This window comes from Paenibacillus sp. J31R120 (assembly GCF_056269225.1).
This window is the reverse complement of the sequence record NZ_JBWDNN010000007.1, coordinates 75,471-102,384: the sequence shown is the minus strand read 5'-3', so window position 1 is coordinate 102,384 and position 26,914 is coordinate 75,471. Positions and strand designations below refer to the sequence as shown.

The window sequence follows — 26,914 nt, the reverse complement described above, 5'->3', positions numbered from 1 at the left end:
TTTAGAGGATGGCTTTTTTGGGATGACTGTTTCTTTAATCATTTAAGCTCTAGTTGCTTCAAACACATACGTCTGGTTCGCATGGGCAGGCGTCTGGCCGTATTCGAAGTCGGCCGATATGGCCACATTCGAGAAGCCGATGCTTTCCAAAACAAGCTTAAATTCCTCAATCCCGTACCAGCGCAGGCCAAAGCGCTGCAATTCCGTCTGAATCAAGGCCCCGTCGCGCCACTTCTCATATCGGAGATAGGAGACCTTGTATTGATGAAGCAGATCCGCTTCTACGAGCTTCTCTTCCAGCGTAATGCTGTCGCCATTCGGTAAGTGGAAGGTCGATGTTGGTCCAACCTTGCCAACTTCGAAATTAGCGTCAGGCAGGAACAGATCCAGAATGAGACGTCCGCCTGGCTCAAGATGCTCATAAAGGCGCTTCAATACGTTAATGGATTCCTCGCGTTTCTCAATAAGCAAGAAGGAACCCGCTGGGATAATGATCGCTTCATATCGCTGGGGCAGGGACAACTCTTGAAGGTCTGCCTCGTATAGATTGGCGATGAGCCCTCTTTCCTCTAGGCGCTGATGGCATGAAGCCAGCATTTCCGGAGAATAGTCCACGCCATCTACTAGAAGCCCATCTTCAAGCAGCGGGATGATGACCCGTCCGGACCCGACCATCGCCTCTAGAATACGCCCTTTGCAAGGCTTCAGTCTGTCGCGGTAGTAGTCAAGTTCTCTTCCAAAAGATTGACCGACCTTTTTCGTCAGGTCATAGACCTCTGTACAAAGCTCACCATAATAACTAAAAGACATATTGTTTTCCCTCCGTAATTTGAATGTATGACGGATAGGGATGGGTTGGAATTATCCCTTCCGCACCTTATAAATGGACATCGCGGATGTAAGGACTGTCATATCAATCACACACCTTCTTGTAAAATTAATCCTATTATAGGCCTCTGTTAGGAATTGTACAATGTTACTAAACGTTTTAAACTGAACTTTCTATTAAATGATGACAAAGCCATGCGTTATGGAAGAATAAATGAACGGATATCCTGGTTCATTCTTTTTTGTTTCTGCCGAACACCCAACATCTGTTAAGTTTGTATCGTATAATAGATATAATGTTAGCCTTTATATGAATGTCTTTGAAGAATAGGACTAGGAGAGAAGACCTCTTGCCACGTTATTCATTAAGATACCCATTTAAGAAAGCACGCATTATGATCATGCTACTGATAGTTCTAGCTGTTGCATCGGGCTTACGGCTGTTATGGATGGAATGGTTCCATCTTCAAAAACAGGTATCCATTCAAAATGGACAGTTGGACTTACGCGATTGGCATGCAGAGAATGGAGATATTCTCTTGCTTGATGGGGAGTGGGAGTTTTATCCTTCTCAATGGCTCATGAAAGGCAACCGGCAGCAAGCAACCGGAGAGCGTAATTCGACACTCATTCAAGTTCCAGGCGGATGGAACGACGCGCTGAATGAGCAGCGGCCGACCCCATACGGCTTTGGTTCTTATCGCTTGCTTCTATATGTAGACCCGGCGAAGGACGAGAACTACAGTGTTCGAGTGCCGAGCGTGCGAACTTCATCCGAGTTATATGTCAACGGCAGACTCCTTGCCGGAACGGGACGTATCGCTGACGCGGAGCATGATTATATAGCGAAAAACCTTCCTTATTCTACAACGTTTACAGCCGATGAGAATGGTGTTATCGAGCTTGTCATTCAGGCAGCCAATTACGTGGATAGCCGCAATAGCGGTATTGCGCGGTCGATTAAATTCGGCTCGGAGGAAGCGATCGCCATGGAGATGAAAATCTCTGTATCAATGCAGCTTCTGGTCACGGTAATCTTTCTCATGCATTCGGCTTACGCGTTTATATTATTTTTACTCGGAAATAGAGAGAAGAAGCTGCTTTACTTTTCTCTGCTGACCGTGTGTATCTCATTTGCTAATCTGTTAAGCAACGACGAGAAGCTGTTCCACCAATTGTTTTATATCGGAACCACCTGGGATTTCCGGTTGGCGAATTGTGCCTTAATGCTGGGTGTCTATGCTTTGCTGCAATGCACGAATCATCGCGAGATTCGGTATTGGCGTCGTATGTACCCTTTCGTGATGGTCATGATATTAGGGTCTGCCAGCATAACGTTGTTCTTGCAGCCCGATCAGATTATTCAGCTGTTTCCGGTTTATACACTAGGTGGAGCTATAGCCATTATCATTACGATCATGGCCATCTTCAAAACCGTGGTAAAGGATATTAGGAGCAACCTGCTTTTGCTTGTTGCCTTACTTGTGCTGGTGCATCATTTTGCATGGTCGTTGTTTTGGCGGGATAGCGGCCTCAGTCTGGTATACTATCCGTTCGATCAGATTTTTGCTATGGGATGCCTGGCTTCTGTCTGGTTTAAGCAATACTTCAGTATGCATGCCCATACGAAAGAGATTGCATCCACCTTGCAGCGTATGAATGACCACAAGGATCAATTCCTAGCCAATACGTCGCATGAATTTCGCAATCCGCTTCACAGCATTTTGAATATGTCACAGACGGTCTTGAATCGAGAGCGGCATTTGTTGCAGAGCAGGAGCGTCAAAGAGCTTGAAACGGTACTGGCCGTAGGGCGCCGGCTCACCTTGATTCTTAATGATTTGATTGATGTCATGAGCTTGCGGGAAGGCAATCCGCGCCTGCAAAAAACATCCGTCTCGATTCAATCTATCGTGACCGGCGTACTGGATATGCTGAGCTATAATGCAGAAGTGAAGTCGATTCACATCACGAATGGAATCCCGGTAGATTTCCCTCCTGTCTATGCGGACGAAAATCGTGTTATACAGATCATCTTCAATCTGCTGCATAATGCCGTGAAGTATACGAATGAAGGAAGTATTGTGATTCAGTCTGCCGTCAAGGACGGTAGAGCGTATATCCGAATTACGGATACAGGGATCGGCATGGATGAAGAGATGCTGAAGCGCCTATTCCGTCCCTATGAGCAAGCGGGTAGAAGCGAAACCATGATTGAAGGCGGCTTTGGCTTAGGCTTAAGCATCTGCAAGCAGTTGGTTGAGCTTCATGGGGGAATGCTGGATGTGTCCTCTGTAGCAGGGGAAGGCTCCACCTTTACCTTCTCGTTAGAGCTTGCTGAGCTCGGCGCTAAGAATGAGGTCGCCGCTGCGAGCTCATTCGAGCCGGTGAATAGGCCATCGCTGCCGATGGAGGACGACTCTATTCCTACGGAGAAGACCGTTCCGCTGCTTCATGAAATTGCAGCCAATTGCCCCCGTCCGTGTCTACTTATTGTGGATGATGACCCTGTCAATCTTCAGGTGCTGGAATCGATTCTGTCGTCGGATGAGTACGATGCCACGATGGTTACAAGCGGCAAAGAAGCGTTGGCTGTACTGAATCAGAAGGAGTGGGATTTGGTCATCTCGGATGTCATGATGCCGCAGATGTCTGGCTACGAGCTGACGCGAATCCTTCGCGGTCGCTTCTCGCTTACAGAGCTACCCATTCTGCTCATCACGGCAAGAAGCCAGCCGGAAGATATTCGCGGCGGTTTTATGGCGGGGGCGAATGATTATGTAACCAAGCCTGTGGAAGCGATAGAGTTAAAATCACGGATCGAGGCCTTAATTACAATCAAACGATTTGTTCGGGAGCAGCAGCGGTTGGAGGCGGCATGGCTTCAAGCGCAAATCCAGCCTCATTTTTTATTCAATGCACTAAACGCTGTAACTGCATTAAGCAACATTAACTTGGATAAGATGCGTACGCTGCTTGAAGAGTTTAGCAATTATTTGAGGAATAAATTTAGATTTACCAATATGGATGGACTTGTTCCGATTGAGGAGGAGCTAAGTCTGGTGAACTCTTATCTATTTATTGAACAGGTTCGATTCGATGAAAGGCTGCAGGTGATTTGGGAGATAGAGGATTGCAAAGCATTGAAAGTCCCGTTCCTGTCGATCCAGCCTCTGGTGGAGAACGCGATCATGCATGGCGTAATGAAGCGCAGTCGAGGCGGCAAGATCTATATTAGGATTGCTGTCCATGAATCGTATGCAGAGATAACCGTTGAAGACGATGGAGTCGGCATGGACGAAGCACAAGTGAAACGGCTATTCGAAAGAACGGCGGACGGCAGGACAGGTGTCGGATTGATCAATACGGACCAGCGATTAAAGCGTCATTTTGGAACCGGACTGCATATCAGCAGTAAGTTAGGTCAAGGAACAAGGATAACCTTTTATGTTCGTAATAAGTAAAAGGGGATTGGAGGAGGCGGCACCATGGCGATTGTGCGATTGGCTGAACTGGAAGATGTCGATCAACTTGTTCGAATGCGGTGGGAGTTCTCAGAAGAGGAAACGCAAAGCGGAGCCCGATATGAGGAGTTTCATACTGTGTGCAGCTCGTTTTTGACGAAGGCGATCGGTGGCGGAGATTGGCACATATGGGTTGCAGAAGCGGACGGGAGCATTGTCTCTCACATGTATCTGCAATTCATTCATAAAGTACCAAGACCGGGGAAGTCGCCCGATCCTTATTTCGGTTATGTGACCAATGTCTATACTCGGCCGGAGTTCAGGAGTCAGGGAATAGGTAGTCAAATTCATACCGCGATGGAACAGTGGGCCAAGGAGAATGCGGTTGAGTTTATTGTGTTGTGGCCTAGCAGCGGAAGCATCGAGTTCTATGCAAGGAATGGCTTCTCGCGATGTGAGGAAGCTATGGAGAAGCACTGGTAACGAACTATGAATAGACGGGTGGTGGGGTGGAGTTGCAACATGTTGTGACCGTATGGGGAGCGAGGTTCTCCTCAGAGGACGAGCTGGCCGCTTTTGTTGAGACTCTGTATGACGAAGATGGAGAGGCTCAGCCGTCAGTATTTCTAGACAACATAGGGTGCTCCTGGTTGGACGATGACTTTCTGGAGCTGCATTTTTTGAGTGATGCAGAAGAACGGGCTGCTTTTGTCTCATACTTGCGGTCGGAGTATGCCCCGCATGATGCATTCGCAGATCAACTGCCCGCCACGATCGGTGAAGCCTTGGAGGGCTACAACTCCATTATTCTCGTATCGGGTAGCAATTCGTCGTATGGTGCGATCAACGAAGAGCTATTCCAAATTGCCAAGACAGGTGCGCAGCCTGGTTCCCCGGCGGTTCTCCTTGCAGCAGTGGAGTATGAGAGCCGGTAGGGAGTTAGAGGCTGACTTTGGTCCATACTGTACGTGTTCATGAACTCTAGGCTATAACGAAGTAATTCAATGTCTTCGAAGTCGAGCCAATAATAGGAGTCAGTCAGCCCGAAACAATGGAGCATAAGGTTATTTTCTTGCCCCCAAGCTGGATCTTTGTAGGCGGTTTGAGCACGAATTGAATCATAGAGCAGTCTCCTCAATTCCCGCTCTGGCTGTACCACTCCAAGGCCTTTCTCTCCAACTCTTTCACAAAGGCATCCTTGCCGTTCATATAAGCTTCGATGTCCCTCGGAAAGCGGACAGCGAGGCTTTCTTTTAATCCTCCATAAAGATGTGCTTCATCCGGATGCATCCGAAGGTAATCTCTGACGGCCAGATGGCGAGTAGTATCCACCAGGTTATTGTCCTGAAATACGTGCACCTGATGTGTGCGAAGATCGCCGCCTTTTCGAAAATATCTTCTTCCCTTCATGCCCAACTCTCCCATGCATTCATACCCGAGCGCTTTCATGGACTCATTATACAAATCTACATTACCAATATCCCGAACCACCGGCATGATATCGATGACCGGCTTGGCTTTTAGCCCAGGGACAGAAGTACTGCCGATATGATGAATGGCAATTAATTCATCGCTGAATATCTGTTTGATCCGATTGGATTCCTCATTAAATTCACGTACCCATTCCTCACGGTAAGCTGTAACTACAACATACATCTACATACCCTCCTTAGGTCAACCAGATCGTCATTCTCTTCCTACTATACCGCTCTGGCCAGACTTAGGGTCAAGCGATTTCTTCAAATAAACCCTGGAACCTTTTTTCGCCTATACCGCGTTTATTTAATCAAAAATAGCTGGATGCTAAAAAAAGTTTGGGCACAATGAAAAATATAAGCCTCCTCAGTTGTATTAAAAGTGAAAGGAGGTGCTGAGTTGTACAATTCATATGAGCTCAATGAATCTGTACGGCGGGCCTTGGATCTATATTCGCAAAGCATGATCAAGATTGCTTTTACGTATTTGAAAAATATAGCGGACGCGGAGGAAGTGGCACAGGATGTATTCCTGACCTACTTGCAGAAGCGCCCCGTCTTTGAAAACAGTGAACACGAAAAAGCATGGTTGATTCGAACAACCATCAATAAAAGCAAAAATATGCTGAAAACCGGATGGTTCAAAAGCAGGAATCCTGTTCCCGAACACTTAAGCTACCTCCCGAAGGAAGAAAACGAGGTTCTTCAGGCCGTGCTGGCGTTGGACAAGAAGTATCGAATTCCGATTCATCTGCACTATTATGAGGGATATTCTATCCAGGAAATTGCAGCTATTATGCGGACCAAGTCGGCAACGGTTGGAACATGGCTTGCAAGAGGACGCCTTATCTTAAAAGAAAAGATTGGAGGCCTGGAGGATGAAGAAATCAGTCTATAAATCTGCGATGTCCCGTGTGAAAACAAGCGAGGATTTTCAAGAAGCAACGTACCGGAAGCTGATGCACGAAATGGATAAAACCACACCATCAACTAGAAACGATCAAAAGGAGCGGGTTAGAATGATGAATACAGCGAAAAAAAGAATGATTACAGGTTGGACGGTTGGAATTGCAGCATGTGCAGTATTGTCGGTTAGCTTGATTGCCACGAATCAGCCGGCGCCTAAGCTGCCAGGACAGCCCCCAACGACCATTACACAACCGCCGATTTCGGGCAAAGTAGCTGTGAATATCGACGGAGTCATTACGGAAGTAAGCGCAGACGGCAAAAGCTTCAAGGTTGGCGATCTCTGGGTTCAAGTAACCGACCAAACGAAGTTGGGCAGCAATGAGCCAACGGCTACAGCGCCTTCCGAAGATCTGCTTCAGAAGGAATTCAAAGTCGGCAACATCGTCTCTGGCTATACATCCCAGGATGTGAGCAGCGGCAAAGTTACGGCAGACGTCATCTACAACAACATGGCTCCGGCGAAGGAAGAAGCAAGTGCGCCGCCGGTTACAGGCAAGGCAATGGTGAATATTGACGGCCAAATTACCGAAGTAAGCGCAGACGGCAAAAGCTTCAAAGTCGGCGATCTGTGGGTAACGGTAACGACTGACACGATTCTGGGCATCCCCGGCCCAACTGCTGCCGAGCCATCGGAAGAGCTGCTGCAGAAGGAATTCAAAGTCGGCAATTTCGTATCGGGTTATACATCGGAGGATCTGAGCACAGGTAAAGTGAATGCAACACGCATCTACAACAACATGGCTCCGCAGCAATAAGAACAGGAGCTCCAGCATTCAGGATGATCAACGACAAGATCGCAACCTTAGGGGGCGTTCTTGCCGTTTTTTTGTATGAGCGGATGGAGAAAGCTGGCCGATCTTCCGAATGGAAGGGAGGCTATCAAGGAATCCTAAGGCGAGGTGATCAGAATGAAAGAAGCTAAGACAGAGCGCAAGCAGGCCATTCAAAAGGTTCGAGAATTGATCAAAGGCATTGATACAGCTATGCTGACGACCATCTCTGGCGAAGAGGGGCTTGTATCCCGTCCCATGAAGACACAGGAAATCGAGTTCGACGGAGATTTATGGTTTGTGACGATGAAGGATACTGCCAAGTTCCATGAAATACGGAGCAACCCGAGCGTGAATGTCTCGTATGCAGGACAATCCTATGTATCGATTAGGGGTAAGGCCGAGTTTGTAGAGGACTTGCAGAAGAAAAAGGAATATTGGAACAAAGCCTATGAAAAGCTGCTTCACGCTTCCTACGATGACCCCAACGTCGTCCTTATTAAGGTGAATGCGGAGACAGCTGAATATTGGGAGAGCGGCAGCGTGATCAAGTCGGTGAAGCTGCTGTTGCATCAGTTGACGGGAGCGGGAGGGGACAGCAAGCTGAATGAGACTGTTCAGCTAAGGTAGCTAGCCCATAGCGGAAAGTATTCGCTTGTTGCCTCGCCATAAGAACCGGAAGCCGCTCATTCACGGCTATCCTCATGGTGTAGGGCTGTAACAGTTATCGTATCGGGGGGTGCTGAGGATCGTCTGAAGCGCGTCCCACATATTCCACAGCTTGCATATGGGTTTTGGTCAGAGCGATGATTTCTTGGATGAACTCTTCCTGGGATGCCCGGAACCCCGTCTCAATCCAGTGACGGACCAGCCCGTAGAAGCCATAGGCCGTGTAGCGCTTGAAGTAATCCATGTTGACGGGCAGCCGATTGATCGTCTCGAATCGGAATTGCTTCTGGTAGATGTTCAGCAGCGTCTGGGGAAATCCCGTAAGCAGCCCCGGTAGAGTATCCTCATACATGATCAGCTCGAAAAAATCGCGGTTCTCGTAGATGTACGACAGAATGCGGAAGGATGGGGTGCCGAGCTTGTCCGTATATACCTTCTGTCCGGGCTGATACGGCTCCCCGACAGCCCCCTCAAGACCTTGCAGCATCGTATTCAGCAGATCCTCCGTCAGCTCGATCTTGTCTTGATAATGCACATAGAAGGTGCTCCGGTTATAGGCTGCGCCTTCCACGATATCTTTTACGGTGACCGTATGATAGCCCTTCTCCTTCACCAGCTTGATGAAGGCCGACTTCAGATGCTCTCTTGTCCGATTTTGTCGCCGGGTTGCCGCGTTACGTTCTGTATCCATCTCCATACCCTCCTTCGAAAAAAGACACTTTTCCTGTGAGTGTCGACCAATGCGACACATCGCAAAAGGTTGCTGATTGTGATCTATAGTCAGAATCGTACAATGAAATTGTAGTCAAAATTAATCAGAGGCGTATAGCTTCTGCATGCATACTACTCTATTATACGGGAGGATTCCTAAATGGGTAAACTGGACAACAAAGTGGCTGTCATCACAGGCGGAGCATCCGGCATCGGTGCCGCAACCGCGCGCCTATTCGTATCTGAAGGTGCAAAAGTTGTGTTGGTCGATCTGAATGAAGAGAAGGGCAAATCGTTCGAGCAGGAGCTCAAAGAGGCGCAAGCAGAAGCGCTGTTCGTAAAGGCGAATATCACAAGCGAGGAAGAAGTTGCAGGCGTGTTCCAGCAGGCGAAAGATGCCTTTGGCAAAGTGGATATTGTCTTTAATAATGCAGGAATCGGCCGCGTACAACCTACGCATGAGCTGGAGTATGCGGAATGGCGCAACACGGTGAACGTGGATCTGGACGGTGTATTCCTGGTGGCTCGCGAGGCCATTCGAGAAATGCTGGCATCCGGCGGCGGCACAATCGTCAATACTGCATCGATGTACGGCTGGGTCGGTTCCCCGGGCTCCGCGGCTTATAATGCGGCCAAAGGCGGCGTCGTGAACCTTACGCGTTCGCTCGCGCTTGAATATGCAGAGAAGAATATCCGCGTGAATGCACTGTGTCCGGGCTTTATTGATACGCCGATTATTCCGGAAGAGAGCAAGCAGGCTCTGTCCGCCATGACGCCGATGAAACGTCTCGGCCAAGCGGAAGAGATGGCCAAAGCGGTACTATTCATGGCAAGCGACGACTCCTCCTTCATGACGGGCGGCAGCCTGATCGTGGATGGCGGTTATACGGCTCAATAATGACCCATTTCATGGCGCAAGCCTGTTACTCACTCTTAAAGTGAGCAGCAGGCTTTTTTTTCTGAAAAAGCCCTTGAAAGTGACGTTGCGTCATTTTGTATAATCAACCCAGAACACTTCAAGGAGATGATTTTCATGAAATCCGGAGACATTATCATTTATGCTTGTGTCATTGTTGGCGCTGGGATCGGCCTTATGCTCGATCAGTCGCTCCCCGGCGTGCTGGTCGGATTAGGTTTGGGGTATCTGATTAAGTATGCTATAGATAATAAAAAGGAAGAATAGAACGTCCGAGTGCGGGGGTGCGATGAATTGATTCATATCAAAGATGTTGCCAAGCAAACGCAAATTACGGTTCGAACGCTACGTTATTATGACCAGATCGGTCTGCTTTCAGCCCCGTCCAAGACAGAGGGAGGACATCGCCTTTATTCCGAGGAGGAGCTGAAGAAGCTGCAATATATTCATTTTTTCAAGCGTATGGGCTATAAATTGCAAGAAATTAAAGATATGCTGTCAGACCCTGACTGGGATTGGTCGACAGGATTGAAGAGCCAGCTGTCCTTTATCCTTGAGGAGCAGAAGAGATTAAGAAGCATGGAGCTTTCTCTGCGCGAGCTCATTAACGGAATTGCAGTCGAGGGCGGGAATGAGCCGCTTGCGGTGCAGAAGCTTATTCAGCTGTCGAATCAACATCAGAAAGACTTGCCGGATTTGAAGGAGCATCAATTGAAGGCTAAGGACCCGGACCTCTGGGCCAAGCTCCCCAAGATGAACGGAGAAGACCCGGATTCACTGGAGTGGATTGCTCTGCTGGGCCAAATCAAACGATTGGTCAAGGATGCTCCGGCTTCATCCAAGGTGCAGAACATTATACGGCGTATGGCGGAAAAGCAGGCGGAGCAATTCGGAGATGCAGATGAGTTCGTCAATGAACTATGGGACATCAGGAAGTCTCCTAAGCAATCGGAGAACCACGGGCTTTATCCGATTGAGAAGGAGGTTCTCGACTATATGGAGAGAGCATTCGATATCTATCTCTCTTCGGTGAAGAGCCCCTCCAGCAAGGAGGAGAAGCATGACCAATGAACTCCTTATTACGGTAGGAGGCTTGGCTTTGCTAGATACGCTAAGTCCAGCAACCCTGGGCGTGACGGTCTACTTGTTGCTAACGGAGAAGGAACGGTTAAGCTCCCGCCTTATGATTTATTTGGCCACAGTCGCTGCCTTTTACTTTTCAGTTGGCGTTGCTCTGATGCTAGGCCTTGATGCCTTGCTCCCGGCTATGTCCTCGATATTAGAAAACCGGACGGTAAGCTGGGGATTATTCATCATAGGCGCCATATTGTTCATAGCCAGCTTTTATTATCCGAAGAGCAAAAAGACGATCGTGCACAGACCAAAGTCCAAAAGCATCGCGTCCATGATTGCGCTTGGATTCACAACGTCTTTGATCGAGGTAGGGACGGCCTTTCCGTATTTTGCGGCTATCGGGCTGATGTCGACCCATCACTTGCCGATGTTTCAATGGCTGCCGATGCTGGCTGGATACAATGTAGTTATGGTCCTTCCTCCGCTTATTGTGTTCGCATTGCATGTTTTGCTAGGAAGAGTGATGCAGAGACCGCTGGAGAAGCTCCAGACTTACATCTCCAAGCATTCGGGATCGGCGATCTCTTGGATCATGTGTATTGTCGGATTAATCCTTATCTTTAATACCTTGGACTACCTATAACACGAGAGCAGCAGGAGCCTATAACGTCCTTATCCAAAACCAAAGCAAAGACCCGAGCATATGATAAGGGCAAAGCTTTGGTTTTTGTGTTGATTGGACCGCAAGAGGAAGCTTTCTCCCCTCTTAACAGCAACAGGGTCGCCACACTAAAATTTAACGGCTTTCAAATACCAACTAACTATCATATAATAGTATATATATCAAATTCAAAATATTTTGTTGTTCGGCTGAATGATTCATTTAGAAAAGGTGCGTGACTGGTTCGCACCCTGCTTTGCTATGTACTTGAGCGGGAAGTCTTACATCTTTTCTTTAAATATTAGTGTGTAAGGGCGGTAAAAATGGGTGACAAACAAACCAAATCAGACGTTATCTTAATTGGTGCTGGCATTATGAGTGCAACTCTGGGGGCATTGCTGAAGGAACTGGTCCCCAGCTGGAAAATCACGGTATTCGAGAAGCTGCCAAGCGCAGGCGAAGAAAGCTCAAATGAATGGAACAACGCCGGAACCGGTCATGCGGCTCTTTGCGAGCTGAACTACACGTCCGAGAAGCAGGACGGATCTGTAGATATTAGCAAAGCGATTCAGATTAATGAGCAATTTCAGGTTTCCATGCAGTTCTGGTCTCATCTGGTTAATAGCAATCTGCTGCGCAATCCCCAGGACTTTATTATGCCCTTGCCGCATATGAGCTTAGTCCAAGGTGAGAAGAATGTTTCGTTCTTGAAGAAGCGTTATGAAGCGATGTCCGCTAATCCATTGTTCAAAGGAATGGAATTTTCCGAAGATCCGAAGAAGCTGATGGAGTGGATTCCGCTCATTATGCAGAATCGCGATGCGAGCGAAGCGATTGCGGCTACCAAAATCGACACGGGTACGGATGTTAACTTTGGCGCTTTAACGCGCATGCTTTTCGACCATTTGAAGAGCCAAAATGTAGACATCAAGTACAAGCATAGTGTCAATAATATGAAACGCACGAGCGAAGGCGACTGGGATTTGAAAGTGCGGAATGAAGCCAGCGGCACAACCGAGCATCATACTGCCAAATTCGTGTTCATTGGCGGCGGCGGCGGAAGCCTGCATCTGTTGCAGAAATCCGGCATTCCTGAAGGCAAGCATATGGGCGGCTTCCCGGTCAGCGGTATCTTCATGGTGTGTAAAAACCAAGAGGTTGTCGAGCAGCATCATGCCAAAGTATATGGCAAAGCGAAGGTCGGCGCTCCTCCGATGTCAGTGCCGCATCTGGATACTCGATTCATCGATAACAAGAAATCACTTCTCTTCGGTCCATTCGCCGGCTTCTCGCCGAAGTTCCTGAAGACGGGCTCTATGTTCGACTTGATTACGTCCGTGAAGCCGGATAATCTGTTCACCATGCTGGCAGCAGGCGCGAAGAACATGTCGCTAACCAAATATCTCATCGAGCAAGTCATGTTGTCGAAGGAGAAGCGTATGGAAGAGCTGCGCGAGTTCATCCCGAACGCCAAGCTTGAGGATTGGGATCTGGTTGTCGCGGGACAACGCGTACAGGTCATCAAAGATACGGTAGCCGGAGGCAAAGGCACGCTTCAATTCGGTACGGAAGTCGTCAGCGCGGCTGACGGTTCGATTGCTGCATTGCTTGGCGCTTCGCCGGGCGCATCGACTGCTGTCTCCGTCATGCTTGAAGTATTGAACAGATGCTTCCCGCAGCATATCAAGGAGTGGGAGCCGAAGATTAAGGCGATGATTCCTTCTTACGGTGAATCTTTATTGAAGAACCCTGCACTGCTTGAGGAAGTTCATGCTACGACAGCACAGACGCTTCGTCTAAGCCGTGAACTGCAACCGGTCTAATTGTCTTTATATCTTCAATGAGTTAGCGGCCTTCTATCCTGAGATGGATGAGGGCCGCTTTTGTTATGTCTTACCCGGATGGCCACAAATCTTAGACAAAGCGCAGCTTCTATGATATGGTAGCTGTAATCCATAGGCATTCCACTCTTTCTTGAGTGGGGTGCCTTCGCGCGTATTAAGGGGTTTTTACATTAAATGTATAGCTCTATTGGCGTGAGAAGGGTTATGGGAGGTGATGCTATGTTTCTCTTTGTATCCCCGCCAGGGGAGGGTTCAGCGATTAGGCAATTCACGCTAAATTCATGAAGAGGAGCGATTTATTATGGCAAAAAGCTTGCTAGCGGAAAAACGTACTCATATGAACACATCGGCGCTTCGAAATCTGCGTCACTCGGGCCGTATTCCCGGCATCGTATTCGGCAGGAATAAAAGTAATGAGATGATTCATATTTCAGCCATAGAATTTCAGAGATGGCTCAGGCAAGACGGATCGGGCATTATTCAGTTGCAGCTTGAGGGAGACATGAAGTTACCGGTATTGTTAGAGGACCTTCAGCGTCATCCGGTCACACAGGATGTGATCCATATCGACTTCCAGCATGTGCAGTCGAATGAGCGCGTGCGCACCAAGGTTGCCGTCAGGTTTACGGGCACAGCGGTGGGCACCAAGTCCGGCGGCGTTGTGCAAATCCATAAAGAATTTATTGAAGTGGAAACGTTGCCTCAGCACTTGCCGAATGTTATTGAACTCGATATTAGCGGCATGGACATTGGTGAGTCTCTGTACATTCGAGATATCGAGTTTGCCCCGGAGGTAACGGTACTCTCGGGGACGAATGACTTCCTCGTATCCGTCGCCATGCCTTAAGCTTGAATCAAAAAATAGCTTTCCTCTCCATGGTTATGAAGGGGAAAGCTATTTGTATTGCTCAGCTATATACAATAGGGTTCAATGCTGACGGAGTTAGTTCCTTTTTTCCTCGCATGTTCAATGATTTCAATGGAATCCTCAATGAATTGCCGTATGTCGCCTATTTCTTGATGCGGGGCTGTAAGCCTGCACCTACTGCACAAATTCAGCGAAGCTTATTTCTCGCTTTTCATACTCCGTTCCAATGTCCTTCAGTTGTGCCTCCATTTTCTCGGCACCTTGATGAATTCCCTTGTACACAAGGAGAGGCAGCGACTCCATAAACGCTCTTGCTTGCGCATAGTCGCAGGAAAACTTCTTTTTAATAAACGCCAATGTCTTCAGCTTGTTGCTGCCTTCACCTGTAATGAAAATCTTGTAATAGGTGTAGGTATCGGACTCTTCTGTGTCCCAGTCCAAGGAGCTGCTCGGCGGCAGCAGAACACTGCGAAGAAAGACGGTTAGATTGTCGTATGCGACGTCAAAATCCCATGATCCTGTGCCATGCTCGGCAGCATATACAACGGTGTCCCCTCTGGACAAATCGATACAATAGGGATCGCCTTCATCGCTGGCGATGACCAGATAATGGTCAGGCCATTCTTGGAACACTTCATTTGTCTGAGGATTATGGCTGTACCCCCATTGCCCTCTCTCCAAGTCCTTGGCGCCAAAAATGTCCAAGTTCACATAGTCGCCGGTATTCCATGTGACGGATTGCGGGACATAGCGCTTCAGAAAATACAGGTACTCTTCCGGCAATGCCCACTCGCTAATGTTATGGAGGGACTGTTCGTCCGCTTCGCCCGCCAACGTCATAGGGTATCGGTTGTAATGTTGGGGATCTTGCTCCTGAAGCTCCTGTATGAAGACCCGCATTTCTTCGATAATATCATCAATTGCTACGTATGGCTGATTCAAAAGGGGTCCACCTTTCTTAATCCAAGTCCTGCAACACCATTTCTATAATTAACTTTGTATCCTCTTCGAGCTCTGTTTGAAGCTGCTCTCTCAAGTACGGTATAGCCGGTTCACCGAGCGAGAGGAGCTGTTCATAGGGGGCATAGTCCGTCTTCTCATATTGGTGCGGGCTGTCCTTACCGAACTCGCCTTGCTCAATGGCAGTCGTCCAGTGCAGCACTTGCTCTTGTACAGACTTCTTCTGCACCTCCAGCACAGCTGCTTGGAAAGCAAGGTCCATCTCCTGCACCTCCGGCATCACCTGGTACAACTTCTCCTCGCTTATACACTTTCGGATGAGCTGGCTGGTCGTGAGCGTGTCTCCTCCTACACCGTCTGCGGCTGATACATAAGCAATGAAATTATCGGTTTGATCCAGCTGTCTGAGATTATCCTGCAGCCGGTGAATAACCTTGATCGCAAGGAGAAAGAGCTGGGAGTCTGTCATTCCCTTTTCAAAAATATAGTTTTGCTCCACATCCAGGTACTCCGGCGTATTAATCTCTATACAAGCCAGCATACCCAGCCAATGTCTCAGTCGCGGCGGATAATCGTCGGACATAAAAGGGTAGTCGGCTTCCGCATACTGGAGCTCGTAGTGAAGCTGCTTGCGGAGCTGACTATCGTCATTTCCAGCCTGTGAAGCAGATGAGCGGGAGCGCTCATACGGAAGGGCGCTCTCTATGCTATGATTTAGACTCGCCATGTTGTTGATATAGACGAGCAAGCTGCCGTGATACGTATCAACCTGAATGGAGAAGGTGTAGACATCTTTATTGTGTCCTGCCGCTATATATTGGGTGAGGGCAGATTGGCAAAATTCGTACAGAGCATCCTCCCAATCCTGGGAGCTCACGAGAATTCCTTGAACGGAGCCGGGAGATTCCATTTCGGTAATGGTCTTCTCCGGCGTGCAGAGCAAGTAGACTCCTTTGCCCTCCTGCTCGCGTCTTCCGCTAATTAATTTTCCAATATGCACATCATACGCGCTCATTACAAACCGCTCCTTTCTTTAAAAGCGTCTATGCAATATTCAACGGGAGGGTTGGTATTCCTGCCGCTTGCACGGAACTTGCACTCTCCGTCAAATGCCCGATCTAAGTCCCTGGTCGGATGCGTTTTGCCGAATGGTTCAACTATACTTTTTGTAAGACTTAGTCAGGAGTGGATAAATCGATGATTAAGCTGAAGGATATCGGAAAGTTCGAGAGTCTTCCGGACATCGCGATGCATATTTATAAAGGCGATATTCCGGCTTTGAAAGAAGCTATTGAGGCAGGTTGGAATATAGAAGAAGGTATTGCGCTCAGCAAACATATAACGGTCAGCCCGCTGGACATGGCGCTGCTTTCGGAAAAGCTGGAAGTCGTTAGACTGCTAGTAGAGCATGGTGCTAATCTGAATGATCGTCAAAACCCCGCTTTTTTGCGAGCGGTCCGATATTGCAAGGAGAATATTGTACGTTATGTGGCGGAGCAAGGCGCCAAGCTGGATCTCGTGAACAAGGTTGGCTCCAGTGCTTATAGCGAGGCGTATTACGGCAACAAACAAAATATCCCGCTTATTGAGGAGCTGGGATTGGATATTAAGCGGTACGGGGGCTCCTTATTGCGCAAGGCGGTCTCCGATTATGACAGGAAGACCGTCACTTATTTGCTGGATCGTGGAGTGGATATTAATTACAATGAACCCGATCAAGTATATCCCTATCGGGCGACACCGTTGACTGTCGCGGTGCGTATAGGGAATCAGGCGATGGTGAAGGAACTAATCGAACGGGGCGCGGATGTGACCATTGCGGAGAAGGACGGCGAGCGCCCTTATACGATTGCAGTAGCTAATAAGAACAATGAGCTGGCCGACTATTTGAAATCATTAGAACCGGCAGCGTTTCATGACGTAGCGAACAAAAAACACGAATTGAAGTCCTTTCATTTGTCAGAGGAAATCATGAGCTTTCTGACCGGTGACCAGCTGCGTCTGGATCTGACGGCTAACGAGTACGAGATTAGCCATATCGACTTCTTCTCCTTAACCGATACGGTTCAGATGAAGATTGGCCGGCAGAAGCTGCTTCGCTTGTCGGCTGACATCGACAACTATTCGCATCTTCAGTTGGTGTGGAATCCGAAGAAGAAGGGGCTAGGCTGCTATGATCTGGAGCACCAGCAATACGCGGATCTATGCGGATTTTCCGAGTTTCTTGCTAAACCGGAGAGCTATTTGATCCGGTTTATGGAGGGGGAGCTGTAGTAAGCCGGCCGATTGGAAGTTAAGTTTACTCTTTATAAAAGCAATAGGAGGCGCCAAAACATATGACGGTATTGCAAGTACAACAGCAGAAAGAAGAGAGCACCGTTACTTCGGCGTTAATGGAGCTAGAGCTTACGCTCGGACAGTGCACGGTTGTGCAATGCAACTACGAGCATGGACGCCAGTTCATCGGCTCCATTCTAGGTGAACCGTCTAATCTCGGCTACAACGTCCAGTACAGGGGTGCGTCGCTTCATCTGCAGCGCTCGGAGATGAAGCATCGAGCCGGCTTTTGTTTATTGGATGACGGAGTCTACAGTTACATGAGCGTACGCGATTTCCTGCAATTTTGGGCACGGCTATATAAGATGGGAAAGCCGGTTGACGAGCTGCTAGGGGCGGTCGGACTGGAGGCCAAAGCCAAGGTTCGACTCACCAAACTCAGCATCTCCGAGAAGCGGCGGCTTAGCTTTGCCAGAAGCATTGTCCATGAGCCTGAGCTGGTCATATGGGAGGACCCCGAGCAAAATCTGGATCTCGACAGCTGCATTATCGTTCGGAAGCTCATCGCAAGTCTTGTCGATCAGGGCAAGACCGTGCTGGTGACCTGCTCCACAATGGAGCAGGCCATCTCGCTGTCCGATCATGTATACCGGCTGACGGGAAATGGCTTCCATCGGTTCGCGACGCAGGAAGAAGCAGAGCCGGCTGAACAGACGGCACCATTACATGCAGACTTCCTGGATATAGAGGAGCCATACGCGGAACAACCGGAGACGGAGACTGCGATACCTAAGCTCGCAAAATTAATGGTGAAGTCAGATGATAAATACGTGTTTATCGATCCGTCGGATATTTACTATGTGGAGAGCAATGACGGACTGTCACATATTCATACAGGCATAGGAGAGTTTGCGGTGACATGGACACTGACGGAGATGGAGTCGCGGCTCGCTCCGCATCAGTTCTACCGCTGCCATCGTTCGTACCTCGTCAACCTTCAGTATGCAGCGGAGTTGATCGTATGGTCCCGCAATAGCTACAGCCTGGTGATCGGTGACGGCAAGAAGTCGATGATTCCGATGTCCAAGGCCAAATTCGAGGAGCTAAAGGCGATTGTGGGCTCCCAAACCTGATTTATTCAACCCCAAAATGGCTGAATTCATCCCCCTGACGGCGCAATTCATGGGGGATTTGCTGCGTTTGCAGGGGAAATTCGGTAAGCTTGCCGTGAGCTTGAAAGAGCTACTAAGTGACAGTGGGTGACGGCAATGGAAAGCATTATTGAAGTGGAGAACCTTCAGAAGACGTACAAAAATAAGCAAGCGTTGAAGAATGTCAGCTTCCGGGTGCAGAGGGGAGAGATATTTGGTTTTCTCGGTCCAAGCGGCTCTGGGAAAACGACGACGATGAAAATTCTCACCTCCCAGCTGACGCATACATCAGGACGAGTGAGCGTCTTTGGAGGGGATCCAGCCCGCAATCGAAAAGCCGGTTTCCTGAGCAGGATTGGGGTGCTGACGGATAACAGCGGCATGTATGACCGCCTTACGGTTTATGAGAACCTCAAGCTGTTCTGCGGCTTATATGGCGTCCCGGATAAAGAGATAGGGCCGGTGCTGGCGTCTGTCAATATGGCGGCAGACCAGTCAACGCCGGTACAGAAGCTGTCCAAAGGCATGAAGCAGCGAGTGACACTGGCGAGAGCGATTCTGCACAGGCCGGAAATTCTCTTCCTGGACGAACCGACCTCGGCGCTCGATCCGGTCAATGTGGGGCAAATTCACGAAACGCTGAGGCAGCTTAACCGTGAGGGCACGACGATTTTTTTGACCACGCACAATATGCAGGAGGCGGAGATGCTCTGCAACCGGGTAGCGTTCTTGAATAACGGGGAAATATCGGCGCTAGACACGCCGCTCCAGCTGCGGCTGCAGCATGGTGATCAGACCATTACGATAACAGCGCCTGGGGGCAAGGAAATCGTGCGACAGGATAAGGACGGAGCGAGGCGAATTGGCGAGCTAATGGAAAGAGGAGAGCTGCTCGCGATCCATTCGAACGAGCCGACGCTCGGAGATATATTTGTGAAGATTACGGGGAGGGGCCTGGAATGAGCTTATCACTGCATCGGCTGTTGGCCATTATCAACAAAGAATGGAAGGACTCCATGAAAAATCCGCAGATTCTGTTAATGGCGGGTATCCCCATATTAATGGCTATTTTGGCAAAAGGAAGGCCCCAGACGGCAGGAGAAGGCATGGACATCTTCACACTGCCAATAATGGTTGCCATTGTGACCGTCGGCGCCTTCGCACAAGCCTTAATGATTTCGGAAGAAAAGGAAAAGAACACGCTGCGGGCGCTCATGCTGTCCCCTGCATCGCCTATGGAAGTGCTGCTTGGCAAAAGTGCCATGACCGCAGTCTTTACTGCCGTGGTTATCGTCATATGTACCCAAATTACGGGCATACCTGATCTCCATATCGGATTTCTTATTCTGTTTGTGCTTATTATGCTTATTATTTTTATGGCATTCGGTACAATTATTGGGCTTATCTCGCGCACCGCATCGGAGACATCCATTGTAGGGCTTCCTGTATTGCTTATCTTTATATTCGGGCCTATGTTCGGGACTGGCATTGACTCTGCCGTCATTGTAAAAATCGTGGAGCTGCTTCCATCCTATCAATTCATGATTGGGCTATCCGAGCATGCGCATGGCGGGGGCTTCGAGGGAGTGAAGGGCAGTCTGCTGAACCTGGCAATCTGGGCTGCGGCGGCGATTGTACTCACCCTGATCATTTATCGCAGTAAGAGCTTTGACAAGTAAAGGCGGAATGGAATCATGAGCGGAGAGGGGGGCGCGGATTGGACAAAAACAAGCTGGCGAAAAATATAATTGTGGGCGTCATTGTACTTGCGGTGGTGCTTATTGTCAGACGTTATTGGCTGCCGGATGGCATCATCGGATACCTGTTCGAAGATAACGACAAATAGTGATTCATCTCTTTAAGATAAAGACCCGCAGTAGGCACATCCTGTGCTCTCTGCGGGTCTGTGCATTATGATGGCAGGTAGGCTCCAACAACTTCATAGCGCCGCTCCTGGCCGATCATCATAAACTTGACTTCAATGACGCTGCCCTTCTGAAACGAAGGGATCGATATAATTGGAATAACGGCCTTTACTTCGGTATGGACTACCTCGCCATCCGGCTTGGTCACTTCCAGATGGAGCAGTACCTCCGGCTGATTGTCGACCTGTGCGTTGGTTTGCTGAATGGACTTAATGACGGCTTGGGCTGTTGTGCCTTCCGCAAGAATCATTTTCTTCTGTTTGTAGCGTTGGCTGTTGGAACGCACTAGCTTAACGACAAGCACAATGGTGATTGTAGCTGAAATCAAGGACATAACGGCTAATGCTGTGAAAAAGATTGTCATCGTCTTCACCTCTCTGTTCATTAGGAATGAGCAAATGGGATCGGCTTCCTTTTATTATAAGGGCAATCATCCAAAAGGGTAATGGTTTTCATATTTCATTTCGATGCCGCCCTTTATGAGGGCACTAGATGAGCCCCACAATTCGAATATGAGGATGAATTTAACGCTTCGTAATACTTCCGCCCTGTTCGGAGCATTCCGGTTATGTGAAGATGGGTACATCAAAGCGAGCGGCTTTAGCTGCTGGTTTTGGCCTTCAGGCTACCTGCGCATCCTTCCTTCTATTATTCAGTTAAAGGTGAACTAGGGGCGCAGCTTTCCTGAAGGAGTTCCCATGAGAGGAGGCATCCAGGCTATTATATTCCTTCCTTCTATTCCAACTTCCAATGAATAGGGATATAGCTTTCCTGGTAGTCCTTATGAACATGAATACCATTTATTTGCGAAGAGCAAACAAGTTAATTGTGAATCGGGGAGAGAATCCTCGCAACCTGCTGCCCCATACTTACTTGGCGACAGCGCTGAACAATATCGAACAGCTCGGCTATACGTTCTCTGCCCCATTGATGCAAGCTGTGCGATCCTTGTCCATTAAGCAGTTTGAAGAGTTGTATGTTCAACTTGTCGCGGATCTAAGCGTGATGACAGGCGCTCATGTTACGTACAGACCGATGTATCCTGACTTTCCGAACCAAGTGATGGAGGCTCACGATGCAGAGCTGTATTTGAATGCAATCTATCACTATTACACACTAAATGTTCCCGAATATATGACGTCTGAAAGACCTCCTTTCCCGGAGAAAACGAAATTGAAAACCATTGAACTAGGCAGCGACGCGGAGTTCCGCGTCATGTTATTCAGACTAATTCAGGCAAATGCATCCATCTCTGAGACAGATAAAGCAGATATCGATTCGGTAATTGAATATGCCGATCATCGGGTACTGAGCGAGATATTGCCCGAGCAGATTCCGTATAAGGAGAATGTGGCATTCGTCGCAGGCGCTTTGCTTAAGCATGACAAAGCGGATACCGCGTTAATCGGGCGTTATGTGAAGAACGCAACGGATGTCCTTCGTCTGGCTGTCGCTTGGTCGGAAGGCGATGTCAGTCTTGCGGAGCCTGCACGCTTCCGCAAGTTCAAGCGTTCCGAGAGAAGGCTATTGCTGGGGCTGCTGGAACAATGCCATTCTATAACGGAGGACATGTTGAAATACAAGCAGCGTTGGATCAGGCTTGGCGAAATTTTGCATCCTGCGGAATATAAGCATCGTTATACGCGCTGCCAAGAGGCATTCGATATATTGCGCAATAATAAGCCGTTTACGACCTTCCGCGGAAGCGTTGAGCTCGCCTTGCAGTATCGAGATGTATGGACCTCGATGAATCTCTTGATGCAGCGTCCCGGCGAGTTCGCCAGACGGCTGGATCACCTGCTGCGTATAGGCGTCGATGATCAAGAATACGTCGTGGCGGCTTTCGGCGAGATCGCAGACCAAGTAGCTACGCCTGTCTTGCTGCAAGTGAAGGCGCACTTTGCCCTTCGTCATGAGCGGGTAGAGCTGCGGACATTTTTCCCCAAAGGCAATGTCGCCAAGGCGGTTGTCATTCCATATCAGTTGCCTGTGATAGACCGTGCGCTGTGTGAAGAGATTGTACACATCTCTGACCGGACCCTGATCGAGCGATTCTCGTCGCTTCCGCCGCTCGGGAAGACCTATATTGATCGCCGATTGGTGAATTGTCTAGTTCCGTTCTCTCAGCGATCGGCAAGCAAGGCGCTGCGCACCATCGTCCGGGGCAGCCGTCTGGCGATGCCGGAGGGAGATACGATCCGTTTCTTCAGCTGGTGGAAGGAAGGGGACGTGAACGGCAAGCCTACCGGACGTGTGGATATCGATTTGTCCGCCGTGATGTACGATAAGAATTGGCGGTATATGGAGCATATCTCGTACACGAATCTAAGATCCACCAGTATGCGTGCAGTGCATAGCGGCGATATTGTAGCGGCGCCACACGGCGCGTGTGAGTTCATTGATCTGCATATTCCCTCAATCGTCGAACAGGGCGGCCGTTATGTTATCGCAACCCTTCAGTCTTATACGGATCAGCCGTACTGTGACTTGCCGGAATGCTTCATGGGCTGGATGATGCGCAAGAAGCCTGTCTCGGGTGAGATTTTCGAGCCTTCGACGGTGGAGAACAAGATTGATGTGACGGCTAATACGCAGATTGCGATTCCCGTCATTTTGGATCTAGTGACACGTACAGTGGTGTGGACAGATTTATCTCTGAAGAGACATCCTGGTTATCATAATAATGTGGAAGGGAACCAGAACGGTATCGTCATTATGGGCCAAGCAATGACTACCCTGCGGAAGCCCAACCTGTATGATTTGTTTACGCTCCATGCGATGGCAAGAGGCGTACTGGCTGAAGAAGCGAATGAGGCTGACTCGGTATTTTCGATGGATAAAGGGGTTACGCCGTTTGATCTGGAGGAGATTATGGCGGAATATCTCGCTTAATCGAAAGAAGCCCCTGCTGCAGTGAAGCAGCAGGGGCTTTGGTTTTGTAAGGGAGCCTTAAGTGGTGACACCGTTTAGCATAATTCCGGAAGCAAAAATGTGTTTATCGAGATTACCGCTCTTCGCCGTGCCTATTGCCTTGCTCCCGCCATAATCCTTCCATCCCAACATGTCGATATACAAATTAGAGATATTTGCTTCCTCCAGCCAGTCTTGCTTCTGAAGTTAATGAGCAAATCACGGATTTCCGGGTCGAGCGCAGGCCTGTTGTTCCGAAATGGGAAGGTGAGTCCGGCTCAAGTGCCTTCTCTGGTATATTGGTGAAGAAGACAATGAAGTTGTAGCTCAGATTGCGCGTAAAGCGCATCAGCGCTTCAAGCGTCTGAGCATCCATATCTACGGCATATTTCAAGTAACTGTAGTCCAACGTTGATCACCTTCTACAGAATAGACCAGATAGACTGGGCTCAGGTTCACGAGGCAGCTAACATATTCACTTTATCCTTACTTTGATATAATTAAATTTGTAACATATTCCATTCTAGTATGATGAGGTAGACTCATGAAAAATATGAACTTTCAAGTGAATTTACAAGGCGTTATTGATCTATTATCTAATCACCTCTACTCCGATCCCGGCGTATTTGTACGAGAGTTGCTGCAGAACGGCGTCGATGCGGTGACCGCAAGAAGAAGGCTTGGACATACCTTCGACGAGACGGTGAAGGTTGAAGTATTCTCTTCCCATACGCTCGCCTTCTCGGATAATGGCTGCGGGTTGACGGAGTCGGAGATTGAGCAGTTTTTGGCTCGAATCGGCAGCTCGACGAAGCGGGAGCAGCAGGATACGGCGGACGACTTTATCGGTCAGTTTGGGGTAGGGCTGCTGGCTTGTTTTGTCGTGAGCGAGGAGATCGTGATGATTACCCGTTCCGCATTGGAAGGTGACGCGCTGGAATGGCGCGGCAAGCCGGATGGCACTTACACCATTAAGAAGCTTCAGCGGCAGGTACCGATAGGGACGACCGTCTACCTGAAGGCGAAGCCAGATTATGAGGAATACTTTGAGTATTATCAAGTCAGCGAGCTGCTGGAGAAGTACGGGCAATATTTGCCGATTCCGATCAAGCTGATTGAGGATAAATACGAGCGTACCATCAACGAGCCTACACCGCCGTGGTGCATGGAAAAGGAGGAGGCTCTTGCATATGTGGAGCGAGAGACGTATTCCAAGCCCATGGATATTATCCCGTTATCCTCGGTCATTGGAGGCGTGTCTGGCATCGCGCATATTCTTCCGTATGCGGTTAGCTTACAGGACGAGAAGAGACACCGGGTCTATCTGAAAAACATGCTGCTGTCCGACAAGATGAACAACATCCTGCCGGCATGGGCTTTTTTCGTCAATGGCATATTGAATACCGATAGCTTGCGCCCTACGGCATCACGGGAAGCCTTTCAGGAGAATGACTTGTTTTTTGCCGTCCGTGACGAACTGGGCGAGTGTATCAAGCGGTACTTGATCGGTCTGTCCGAGCGCGATCCGGAGTTGTTCCAGCGTATCATTCGCGTACACTATGCTTCGATCAAGACGATGGCCGTCGAGGATGATGAGCTGTATGCCTTGTTCATCCGTCACTTAAGCTTTGAGACCTCCTATGGGGATCGGAAGATGGCGGACATTCTCCGCGATCATCGCATCATTCTTGTTGCGGCTACTCTGGATGAATTCCGGCAGGTTGCGCGTGTAGCCAAGGCGCAGGAGTTGATGGTCGTGAATGGCGGCTACGTCCATGATCTGGACCTTGTACGGAACGTGACGACAGTAGAGGAAGATGTAACGGTCGATATCTTAAGCATTCTGGAATTCGCCAATCGATTCGAGGAGCTGGGCTATGAGGATAAGCTGGCTGTCCAGCCTTTTCTGGACTATTCCGATCGGCTGCTTGAGCCGTTCCAATGCCGCACGTTAGTGCGCTGGTTCGAGCCGGCGGACATTCCGGTGCTGTACAACACTGATCAGGAAGCGAACTTCTTCAAGCTGGCGGAGGCAAGCGAGCAGGAAGCGAACCCGCTATTCGCGGAGATCGTTCGTGTCATCAAGGATGGGCTGTATGAACAGCCGTATGCTCGTCTCTGCTACAACTACAACAATCCGATGGTCCGCAAAGCGATTGAATCCCGTGATCTGGAGCTGCAGAAGGCCAGTATAGAGCTGTTCTATACGCAGGCGCTTCTGCTTGGCAACCATGTCATGGGAGCGGAAGAGCTGCGGATGCTGAATGAGGCTCTGCTGAAGTTCATGAATAGAGGACTCGGCGGAGCGGCCGAGGTACGCCTATGAGTAATCGATTCCATGAATTAAGGCGCGGGAGCTGGAGCATAACGGACCAGAAGCAGAAGGCGGCGACCTTCGAGGAAATGATCGTCATGGCAGACTGTTATATGACGGAAGAGGATGCCTATGACGCACGGATTAACTATATGTCGGCCGCGCTTGAGGCAGGCTCGCGGGAGAAGATATTAGTTGCTTTCTCCTGGTGCTTGGCGAAGTTCGAGCAGACGCCGGGCGAATATTCGGTGCATACCTTGCTCTGGTATTACAAGTGGGTCTTGAATGAGGTATGGCGAATGCCGGAGTTCAGTCTGGATCAGGTGGAACGGATTTATGAGGATTTCAAGCAAAAGTGTATCCAGCACGGCTTTAATCTTCGTCCGTACTATCAGCAGAAGGTCAATTTCTTATTGTCACAGGGCATGCTTGCGGAAGCAACAGAATTTTATAAGCTATGGCGTTCCGCGCCGCGCGATTCCCTCGCCGATTGCAAAGCCTGCGAACAGAATCTGTTTGGCGTATACCAGTTCAAGATGAACCATTACAAGAAGGGCATGGGAACGCTGAAGCCGATTCTGGAGGGGAAGATGACCTGTCACGCTGTTCCTCAGAATACATACAGCCATACCATTGTTCCGCTGCTGAAGCTTAAGGAATATGATCAGGCGATGGCTATCTCGAAGAAAGCGCTCCGGCTCATTAAAGGACCGCAGTTTCTGGAGGAGCATAGCATTTTCTTGGAGTTCTTCACCGTGACCGACTTGCCTAAGGCTGTGAAAATCTACAATGAGACGATTCGTTATGGTCTGGATAGCAAAGTAGGCTGGGACCGGTTTCACTATTTTCTGTCCGTGCGAATGTTCCTCGCCGAGTGGCATAAGAAGAGGCGGAGGAAGAAACTGGCCGAGGCGGATCGCGTGACGATGGACTGGGTGAATCAAGAGATTGCGCGACTGGCTGAGGCGTTCGACCGCAGGAATGGCAACTCGTATATGACTCAGTATATCGAAGAGAGGAATAAGCATATCCGCAGGCTGATTGCGGCGTATGCATCTCGATCGGAATAGCGGGGGGAGCGCTTATTGCACGGCCTCCAAACAGCAAGGAACTGCACCTATGGGCTGG

Annotated in this window: 27 protein-coding genes and 1 pseudogene; 20 read left to right on the top strand and 8 right to left on the bottom strand. The window is 49.1% G+C overall.

Annotated features, from left to right (window positions below):
• Window positions 1–42: 42 nt before the first annotated feature.
• Window positions 43–810: a class I SAM-dependent methyltransferase gene (locus AC0YNW_RS22325; RefSeq protein ID WP_475833826.1), complete on the bottom strand. Its 768-nt coding sequence runs from the start codon at window positions 808–810 to the stop codon at window positions 43–45.
• Window positions 811–1,223: 413 nt separating this feature from the next.
• On the opposite strand from AC0YNW_RS22325, the gene AC0YNW_RS22320 reads away from it, so the two are divergent.
• From AC0YNW_RS22320 to AC0YNW_RS22310, 3 genes are read left to right on the top strand one after another with little or no spacing between them, the layout of a single operon-like run.
• A complete protein-coding gene (locus AC0YNW_RS22320) occupies window positions 1,224–4,292 on the top strand; it encodes an ATP-binding response regulator (protein WP_475833825.1) in 3,069 nt (1,022 codons plus the stop codon).
• Window positions 4,293–4,316: 24 nt separating this feature from the next.
• Entirely contained in the window at window positions 4,317–4,775 is a 459-nt protein-coding gene (locus AC0YNW_RS22315) for a GNAT family N-acetyltransferase (RefSeq protein ID WP_475833824.1), read from the top strand.
• Between the two features lie 26 nt (window positions 4,776–4,801).
• Window positions 4,802–5,227: an immunity 22 family protein gene (locus AC0YNW_RS22310; RefSeq protein WP_475833823.1), complete on the top strand. Its 426-nt coding sequence runs from the start codon at window positions 4,802–4,804 to the stop codon at window positions 5,225–5,227.
• A gap of 53 nt (window positions 5,228–5,280) precedes the next feature.
• On the opposite strand, the pseudogene AC0YNW_RS22305 reads toward AC0YNW_RS22310, so the two are convergent.
• Together AC0YNW_RS22305 and AC0YNW_RS22300 are read right to left on the bottom strand one after the other, a co-directional pair.
• Window positions 5,281–5,352: pseudogene (locus AC0YNW_RS22305) on the bottom strand (hypothetical protein); the annotation flags it as partial.
• A 74-nt stretch (window positions 5,353–5,426) separates the two neighbouring features.
• On the bottom strand, window positions 5,427–5,948 hold the full coding sequence (locus tag AC0YNW_RS22300; RefSeq protein WP_475833822.1) for a GrpB family protein: 522 nt from the start codon (window positions 5,946–5,948) through the stop codon (window positions 5,427–5,429).
• Between the two features lie 219 nt (window positions 5,949–6,167).
• Between AC0YNW_RS22300 and AC0YNW_RS22295 the strand changes: the two genes are divergently transcribed.
• The 3 genes from AC0YNW_RS22295 (at window position 6,168) to AC0YNW_RS22285 (ending at window position 8,136) form a co-directional block, all read left to right on the top strand.
• A complete protein-coding gene (locus AC0YNW_RS22295) occupies window positions 6,168–6,665 on the top strand; it encodes an RNA polymerase sigma factor (RefSeq protein ID WP_119801939.1) in 498 nt (165 codons plus the stop codon).
• Window positions 6,646–7,491, top strand: a complete 846-nt coding sequence (locus tag AC0YNW_RS22290) for a DUF5666 domain-containing protein (protein WP_475833821.1) — start codon at window positions 6,646–6,648, stop codon at window positions 7,489–7,491. The genes AC0YNW_RS22295 and AC0YNW_RS22290 overlap by 20 nt, the downstream gene beginning before the upstream one ends.
• A gap of 153 nt (window positions 7,492–7,644) precedes the next feature.
• Window positions 7,645–8,136: a pyridoxamine 5'-phosphate oxidase family protein gene (locus AC0YNW_RS22285; protein ID WP_475833820.1), complete on the top strand. Its 492-nt coding sequence runs from the start codon at window positions 7,645–7,647 to the stop codon at window positions 8,134–8,136.
• A gap of 94 nt (window positions 8,137–8,230) precedes the next feature.
• Here AC0YNW_RS22285 and AC0YNW_RS22280 read toward each other — a convergent pair whose 3' ends face one another.
• On the bottom strand, window positions 8,231–8,866 hold the full coding sequence (locus AC0YNW_RS22280) for a TetR/AcrR family transcriptional regulator (protein WP_475833819.1): 636 nt from the start codon (window positions 8,864–8,866) through the stop codon (window positions 8,231–8,233).
• Between the two features lie 180 nt (window positions 8,867–9,046).
• Here AC0YNW_RS22280 and AC0YNW_RS22275 point away from each other — a divergent pair, with 180 nt between their 5' ends.
• From AC0YNW_RS22275 to AC0YNW_RS22250, 6 genes are all read left to right on the top strand, one after another.
• Window positions 9,047–9,784, top strand: coding sequence for an SDR family NAD(P)-dependent oxidoreductase (locus AC0YNW_RS22275; protein ID WP_475833818.1), 738 nt, complete (start codon window positions 9,047–9,049; stop codon window positions 9,782–9,784).
• A 135-nt stretch (window positions 9,785–9,919) separates the two neighbouring features.
• On the top strand, window positions 9,920–10,069 hold the full coding sequence (locus AC0YNW_RS22270) for a hypothetical protein (RefSeq protein ID WP_387477211.1): 150 nt from the start codon (window positions 9,920–9,922) through the stop codon (window positions 10,067–10,069).
• Between the two features lie 27 nt (window positions 10,070–10,096).
• The gene (locus tag AC0YNW_RS22265; RefSeq protein WP_475833817.1) at window positions 10,097–10,873 is read left to right on the top strand and encodes a MerR family transcriptional regulator; all 777 of its coding nucleotides are present in this window, start codon (window positions 10,097–10,099) and stop codon (window positions 10,871–10,873) included.
• Window positions 10,863–11,519 (top strand): GAP family protein, encoded by a 657-nt coding sequence (locus tag AC0YNW_RS22260; protein WP_475833816.1) that lies wholly within the window; start codon window positions 10,863–10,865, stop codon window positions 11,517–11,519. Before AC0YNW_RS22265 ends, AC0YNW_RS22260 begins: the two co-directional genes overlap by 11 nt.
• A gap of 341 nt (window positions 11,520–11,860) precedes the next feature.
• Window positions 11,861–13,360 (top strand): malate:quinone oxidoreductase, encoded by a 1,500-nt coding sequence (locus AC0YNW_RS22255; protein ID WP_475833815.1) that lies wholly within the window; start codon window positions 11,861–11,863, stop codon window positions 13,358–13,360.
• A 322-nt stretch (window positions 13,361–13,682) separates the two neighbouring features.
• A complete protein-coding gene (locus tag AC0YNW_RS22250) occupies window positions 13,683–14,228 on the top strand; it encodes a 50S ribosomal protein L25 (RefSeq protein WP_475833814.1) in 546 nt (181 codons plus the stop codon).
• 195 nt (window positions 14,229–14,423) lie between these two features.
• On the opposite strand, the gene AC0YNW_RS22245 is transcribed toward AC0YNW_RS22250, so the two are convergent.
• Together AC0YNW_RS22245 and AC0YNW_RS22240 are read right to left on the bottom strand one after the other, a co-directional pair.
• A complete protein-coding gene (locus tag AC0YNW_RS22245) occupies window positions 14,424–15,191 on the bottom strand; it encodes an SMI1/KNR4 family protein (RefSeq protein ID WP_475833813.1) in 768 nt (255 codons plus the stop codon).
• A gap of 16 nt (window positions 15,192–15,207) precedes the next feature.
• Window positions 15,208–16,224 (bottom strand): hypothetical protein, encoded by a 1,017-nt coding sequence (locus tag AC0YNW_RS22240; RefSeq protein ID WP_475833812.1) that lies wholly within the window; start codon window positions 16,222–16,224, stop codon window positions 15,208–15,210.
• Window positions 16,225–16,406: 182 nt separating this feature from the next.
• Here AC0YNW_RS22240 and AC0YNW_RS22235 point away from each other — a divergent pair, with 182 nt between their 5' ends.
• The 5 genes from AC0YNW_RS22235 to AC0YNW_RS22215 all read left to right on the top strand — a co-directional run bounded on the left by AC0YNW_RS22235 (window position 16,407) and on the right by AC0YNW_RS22215 (window position 20,483).
• Window positions 16,407–17,483 carry an ankyrin repeat domain-containing protein gene (locus tag AC0YNW_RS22235; RefSeq protein WP_475833811.1) on the top strand — a complete coding sequence of 359 codons (1,077 nt, stop codon included), beginning with the start codon at window positions 16,407–16,409 and terminating at the stop codon, window positions 17,481–17,483.
• 62 nt (window positions 17,484–17,545) lie between these two features.
• Window positions 17,546–18,619, top strand: a complete 1,074-nt coding sequence (locus AC0YNW_RS22230; protein ID WP_475833810.1) for a LytTR family transcriptional regulator DNA-binding domain-containing protein — start codon at window positions 17,546–17,548, stop codon at window positions 18,617–18,619.
• Window positions 18,620–18,754: 135 nt separating this feature from the next.
• Entirely contained in the window at window positions 18,755–19,600 is an 846-nt protein-coding gene (locus AC0YNW_RS22225) for an ABC transporter ATP-binding protein (protein ID WP_475833809.1), read from the top strand.
• The gene (locus tag AC0YNW_RS22220) at window positions 19,597–20,316 is read left to right on the top strand and encodes an ABC transporter permease (RefSeq protein ID WP_475833808.1); all 720 of its coding nucleotides are present in this window, start codon (window positions 19,597–19,599) and stop codon (window positions 20,314–20,316) included. Before AC0YNW_RS22225 ends, AC0YNW_RS22220 begins: the two co-directional genes overlap by 4 nt.
• Window positions 20,317–20,354: 38 nt before the next feature.
• Window positions 20,355–20,483: a hypothetical protein gene (locus tag AC0YNW_RS22215; protein WP_475833807.1), complete on the top strand. Its 129-nt coding sequence runs from the start codon at window positions 20,355–20,357 to the stop codon at window positions 20,481–20,483.
• A 65-nt stretch (window positions 20,484–20,548) separates the two neighbouring features.
• Here the strand turns inward: AC0YNW_RS22215 and AC0YNW_RS22210 are convergent, their stop codons facing one another.
• Window positions 20,549–20,926: a hypothetical protein gene (locus tag AC0YNW_RS22210; RefSeq protein WP_475833806.1), complete on the bottom strand. Its 378-nt coding sequence runs from the start codon at window positions 20,924–20,926 to the stop codon at window positions 20,549–20,551.
• 419 nt (window positions 20,927–21,345) lie between these two features.
• On the opposite strand from AC0YNW_RS22210, the gene AC0YNW_RS22205 reads away from it, so the two are divergent.
• Window positions 21,346–23,454 carry a TerD family protein gene (locus tag AC0YNW_RS22205; RefSeq protein ID WP_475833805.1) on the top strand — a complete coding sequence of 703 codons (2,109 nt, stop codon included), beginning with the start codon at window positions 21,346–21,348 and terminating at the stop codon, window positions 23,452–23,454.
• A 184-nt stretch (window positions 23,455–23,638) separates the two neighbouring features.
• On the opposite strand, the gene AC0YNW_RS22200 is transcribed toward AC0YNW_RS22205, so the two are convergent.
• A complete protein-coding gene (locus AC0YNW_RS22200) occupies window positions 23,639–23,881 on the bottom strand; it encodes a hypothetical protein (protein WP_475833804.1) in 243 nt (80 codons plus the stop codon).
• Window positions 23,882–24,016: 135 nt separating this feature from the next.
• Between AC0YNW_RS22200 and AC0YNW_RS22195 the strand changes: the two genes are divergently transcribed.
• Entirely contained in the window at window positions 24,017–25,798 is a 1,782-nt protein-coding gene (locus AC0YNW_RS22195) for an HSP90 family protein (protein WP_475833803.1), read from the top strand.
• Entirely contained in the window at window positions 25,795–26,856 is a 1,062-nt protein-coding gene (locus AC0YNW_RS22190) for a hypothetical protein (RefSeq protein WP_475833802.1), read from the top strand. Before AC0YNW_RS22195 ends, AC0YNW_RS22190 begins: the two co-directional genes overlap by 4 nt.
• Window positions 26,857–26,914: the final 58 nt, after the last annotated feature.

Excerpts from the sequence above, each read along its gene's own strand:
- AC0YNW_RS22325 (WP_475833826.1), bottom strand. The coding sequence starts at position 810 with ATGTCTTTTAGTTATTATGGTGAGCTTTGTACAGAGGTCTATGACCTG.
- AC0YNW_RS22320 (WP_475833825.1), top strand. The coding sequence starts at position 1,224 with ATGATCATGCTACTGATAGTTCTAGCTGTTGCATCGGGCTTACGGCTG.
- AC0YNW_RS22315 (WP_475833824.1), top strand. The coding sequence starts at position 4,317 with ATGGCGATTGTGCGATTGGCTGAACTGGAAGATGTCGATCAACTTGTT.
- AC0YNW_RS22300 (WP_475833822.1), bottom strand. The coding sequence starts at position 5,948 with ATGTATGTTGTAGTTACAGCTTACCGTGAGGAATGGGTACGTGAATTT.
- AC0YNW_RS22290 (WP_475833821.1), top strand. The coding sequence starts at position 6,646 with ATGAAGAAATCAGTCTATAAATCTGCGATGTCCCGTGTGAAAACAAGC.
- AC0YNW_RS22285 (WP_475833820.1), top strand. The coding sequence starts at position 7,645 with ATGAAAGAAGCTAAGACAGAGCGCAAGCAGGCCATTCAAAAGGTTCGA.
- AC0YNW_RS22280 (WP_475833819.1), bottom strand. The coding sequence starts at position 8,866 with ATGGATACAGAACGTAACGCGGCAACCCGGCGACAAAATCGGACAAGA.
- AC0YNW_RS22275 (WP_475833818.1), top strand. The coding sequence starts at position 9,047 with ATGGGTAAACTGGACAACAAAGTGGCTGTCATCACAGGCGGAGCATCC.
- AC0YNW_RS22270 (WP_387477211.1), top strand. The coding sequence starts at position 9,920 with ATGAAATCCGGAGACATTATCATTTATGCTTGTGTCATTGTTGGCGCT.
- AC0YNW_RS22260 (WP_475833816.1), top strand. The coding sequence starts at position 10,863 with ATGACCAATGAACTCCTTATTACGGTAGGAGGCTTGGCTTTGCTAGAT.
- AC0YNW_RS22255 (WP_475833815.1), top strand. The coding sequence starts at position 11,861 with ATGGGTGACAAACAAACCAAATCAGACGTTATCTTAATTGGTGCTGGC.
- AC0YNW_RS22250 (WP_475833814.1), top strand. The coding sequence starts at position 13,683 with ATGGCAAAAAGCTTGCTAGCGGAAAAACGTACTCATATGAACACATCG.
- AC0YNW_RS22240 (WP_475833812.1), bottom strand. The coding sequence starts at position 16,224 with ATGAGCGCGTATGATGTGCATATTGGAAAATTAATTAGCGGAAGACGC.
- AC0YNW_RS22235 (WP_475833811.1), top strand. The coding sequence starts at position 16,407 with ATGATTAAGCTGAAGGATATCGGAAAGTTCGAGAGTCTTCCGGACATC.
- AC0YNW_RS22230 (WP_475833810.1), top strand. The coding sequence starts at position 17,546 with ATGACGGTATTGCAAGTACAACAGCAGAAAGAAGAGAGCACCGTTACT.
- AC0YNW_RS22225 (WP_475833809.1), top strand. The coding sequence starts at position 18,755 with ATGGAAAGCATTATTGAAGTGGAGAACCTTCAGAAGACGTACAAAAAT.
- AC0YNW_RS22220 (WP_475833808.1), top strand. The coding sequence starts at position 19,597 with ATGAGCTTATCACTGCATCGGCTGTTGGCCATTATCAACAAAGAATGG.
- AC0YNW_RS22210 (WP_475833806.1), bottom strand. The coding sequence starts at position 20,926 with ATGACAATCTTTTTCACAGCATTAGCCGTTATGTCCTTGATTTCAGCT.
- AC0YNW_RS22205 (WP_475833805.1), top strand. The coding sequence starts at position 21,346 with ATGAACATGAATACCATTTATTTGCGAAGAGCAAACAAGTTAATTGTG.
- AC0YNW_RS22195 (WP_475833803.1), top strand. The coding sequence starts at position 24,017 with ATGAAAAATATGAACTTTCAAGTGAATTTACAAGGCGTTATTGATCTA.
- AC0YNW_RS22190 (WP_475833802.1), top strand. The coding sequence starts at position 25,795 with ATGAGTAATCGATTCCATGAATTAAGGCGCGGGAGCTGGAGCATAACG.